Origin of the sequence: Collinsella sp. AM13-34 (genome assembly GCF_003473055.1) — a bacterium.
GTDB lineage: Bacteria > Actinomycetota > Coriobacteriia > Coriobacteriales > Coriobacteriaceae > Collinsella.
This window is the reverse complement of record NZ_QRLE01000046.1, coordinates 1-3,096: the sequence shown is the minus strand read 5'-3', so window position 1 is coordinate 3,096 and position 3,096 is coordinate 1. Positions and strand designations below refer to the sequence as shown.

Annotated in this window: 4 protein-coding genes; 1 reads left to right on the top strand and 3 read right to left on the bottom strand. The window is 54.7% G+C overall.

Features of this window, described 5'->3' with window-relative positions; genetic code table 11:
* Positions 1-349: 349 nt before the first annotated feature.
* Genes DW151_RS10270 through DW151_RS10260 form a run of 3 tightly spaced genes read right to left on the bottom strand, consistent with a single transcriptional unit; the run spans position 350 to position 2,132 of the window.
* Entirely contained in the window at positions 350-1,258 is a 909-nt protein-coding gene (locus DW151_RS10270) for a radical SAM mobile pair protein B (RefSeq protein ID WP_055252675.1), read from the bottom strand.
* Positions 1,246-1,935, bottom strand: coding sequence for a radical SAM mobile pair protein A (locus DW151_RS10265; protein WP_055252677.1), 690 nt, complete (start codon positions 1,933-1,935; stop codon positions 1,246-1,248). Before DW151_RS10265 ends, DW151_RS10270 begins: the two co-directional genes overlap by 13 nt.
* Positions 1,932-2,132, bottom strand: coding sequence for a hypothetical protein (locus DW151_RS10260; protein ID WP_117655554.1), 201 nt, complete (start codon positions 2,130-2,132; stop codon positions 1,932-1,934). Before DW151_RS10260 ends, DW151_RS10265 begins: the two co-directional genes overlap by 4 nt.
* Positions 2,133-2,275: 143 nt before the next feature.
* On the opposite strand from DW151_RS10260, the gene DW151_RS10255 reads away from it, so the two are divergent.
* Positions 2,276-2,836: a TetR/AcrR family transcriptional regulator gene (locus DW151_RS10255; RefSeq protein ID WP_118335740.1), complete on the top strand. Its 561-nt coding sequence runs from the start codon at positions 2,276-2,278 to the stop codon at positions 2,834-2,836.
* The last annotated feature ends 260 nt before the right edge of the window (positions 2,837-3,096 follow it).

Here is a 3,096-nt window from a genome sequence, read left to right as displayed (position 1 = left end):
TAGGTCGAGATAGGGCTGCGAGGTCGGCTCGCGCAGCATGAAATCGATATATCGCGCGTAGTAGGCCCATTGCTGCTCGAGGCTGGGGTAGAGGTGGTAGAAGCCGTCGAAAAGGCTCTTGACTACTTTCGATTGAAGCTCAGTGCCCATTGTATTCGCTACGATTAAACTCGGCACAGGGGATACTGGTTTTCCGTGCGAAAACGCTCATGCCGCTAAATTGAGCGACCGCCTGTACTGCAGCGGGATCATCCGCCCGAGCGATCCCTTAATCCGTCGCCCGTTGCGCCAATCGGCAGAAGCCACGCGTGGACGCTAATCGCTCGAGCGAATCGTCGTCGGTTTCCGTTTAACGATTTCTTTTTCCGCTATTATCTGACCCTCGGACTTCCTCGTGATAGAAGTAGTCCACGATCACCGGATGCCCCTGGGGGACTCTGCCATAAGGCATTTCGTTGTCCACAAAGGGGCAATCGTACTTCTTGGCCATTTCTTCGGCTTTTACTTCAAGCGCTTCAAAATAGCTACGGTTGCGCTTGTTATAGATCTCATCGTAAAGCGGTACGAGATTGGGATGTTTCTCGGCGATATAATCCAGGATCGCTTTTTTGAAACCACCCCGAAGATTGAGATTTTCGAGCCAAAACAAATCGCACCGATCTTTTACTCGCTCAAAAATCATCTCAAAATCCGTGATGCCGGGAAATACCGGGGACACGAAGCAGACCGTACGGATACCTTCGTCATACACCTGCTTCATAGCAGCGATACGACGCTCGATGCTCGACGCGGAGTCCATATCGTTCTTGAAGTTCTCATCCAGCGTGTTGATCGACCATGAAACGGTCACTCGTCCAAGCCTCTTCAGCAGATCGATATCCCGTACCACAAGATCGGACTTTGTGCAGATCAGAATATCTGCATCGCTGCCAATCAGCTGCTCCAGGAGTTTCCTGGTATTCCCGAATCGCTCCTCCTGTGGATTGTAGCCATCCGTCACAGAACCGATAACCACCCGCTGTCCAGCGTATTTCTTCGGATTCTTGATTTCCGGCCAATGCTTCACATCAAGAAAGGTGCCCCATTCCTCCTTGTGTCCGGTAAAGCGCTTCATAAAGGAGGCATAGCAATACTTGCAGGCATGCGTGCAGCCTACATAGGGATTGACCGAGTAGCCGCCTACCGGCAGGCTGGACTTGGTCATGATGTTCTTTGCTTCCACCTCATTGATGAGGATTCCATCGATCACTTCCGCCATGTTCTCTGCACCTCCAGCACTCTTTCGAATTCTTCCGGCAATTCCTGAATCATGTTTTCGTCCCCTATGACAGAGACGAGGTCTTCCTTCATAAACATTGGAATGCCAAGCGCGTGCGCCTGGTCCGTCAAAGACCATGCCCACTCCGGTTCCGTATGAACCTTCCTGCTCTGCGCCCCGGTCATGGTACCGACGACGATCCAGTTGATTCCGGAAAGGTCGACCGTACCGGGATCGTCGAATAGCGGCTCAAAAGTAACGAAGAAGTGATTTGCTTTGACGTTTTTCCGAAGGGCGTCGATACGCCACAGCTCCGCTTTCCTCGTCACCGTAACGCCGAACCATGCGTTTTCCAGGTCGGTATCTAAATCCAGCAAATCGGGTCTCTTGGTCAGGAACAGGAACTGATGCTGTGGATTCTCATGGATCTTTGCAAATACCTCGTCTCGCCATTCCAGCTTCCACCCGGAGAGATCGCTCATGCCGGTAAGGAGAAAGTTCTGCGGGCGTTTCTTTTCCATCATCTTGAGCTTGCTCGGGAAGAACGCAGGATCAGCGAAGTCGTCAATCATATGCCAACGTTTCACATTGTTACGGGCATAGCAATATGGACACCCCACCGTGCAGCCGATGACGATATTCATATTCTGAATCTGATTTTTGATGCAGATGCTCATAACGCCTGCCTACCTGCCTCTCCCGTAAACACGCAATCAGCCTTCCCCACCTTGCGGGCAAAAGCCTGGATATCTTGCTTGCAAGCAGCGGGCTCGCAATCGCTCAAATCGTATGACGTGCCGCCGTTTCGATAGACGGCCCGATGGGAAAACGATCGGCTGACAAGCCCGATGCCGAGCTTCTCGCACAGGGTCATCCGTGCTCCCTTTCAGCTATAAAAAACAGGTGTCTATAAACAGTATCCTTGTTGATTTTCGCAGGGGCAATGAACAAACGCGTGCACCTGTCGATAAACGAACAGCTACTGGACATTGTCAAACGACTCAGATTGGAGAGGCGATGGGAGAAACCAAGATCGACCGCCGGCGGCGCTACACCCTCTCGGTCATACAGGAGGCGTTCTTCGCGCTGCTGGCCGAGGTCGGCTTCGCGAAGATGACGGTGGCGGACATCTGCCGCCGCGCCGAGATCAACCGGGGAACGTTCTATCTGCATTACGAGGATAAGTACGCGCTGCTCGATGCGCTTATCGACGAGGCATTGGCAGCGGCTCCCCCGCTTGAGGGGGTTGAATCGGCAACGCTTTGCCAGCGTCCGCCGGCAGACGACGATTATCGCCTGCTTTATTCGGACAGCGACGCATACGCTCGCGTAGCCCAGCGCGTCATAGAACGCGGAGCGGAGCAGATGGTTCCCTGGGTCATGGAGAAAACAGGGCTTTCACGCGAAGACGCCTTCCTGGTCTTCGTCCACAACGTCCAGGGCAATCTGGCCGTCAACCGCCTGCTCGGCTGGAGACGAGGCCCCGAGTTCGCCCATGCCCAGGAGCTGCTCAACGCCTATTCCGAAGGGGGCTTACTGGCGGTATCCGCTCTTCGCGATTCCGATAACCCATCGTGACCTGCGATTCAGGAATACCAGCCTCCGAGCCCTCTCGTTCGGAGGCTGCGGCTAAAACCTCATTGCGCGTCTACCGCTCCGCGTTACTCGCCACCTGCCCGCGCCGCCGAGAGCAGGGCGCCCAAATCGGCCTGGATCGCCCCTGCCTTGCTTCCAAGCTGCAGCGGAGCCGAGTCGCCCGAGATGTTTACGCTCAGCAGGTGCGCATCCGGCAGCTTTGCGGTCATGCTCCAGAACGGGAGCGTGATGATGCCGGGGGT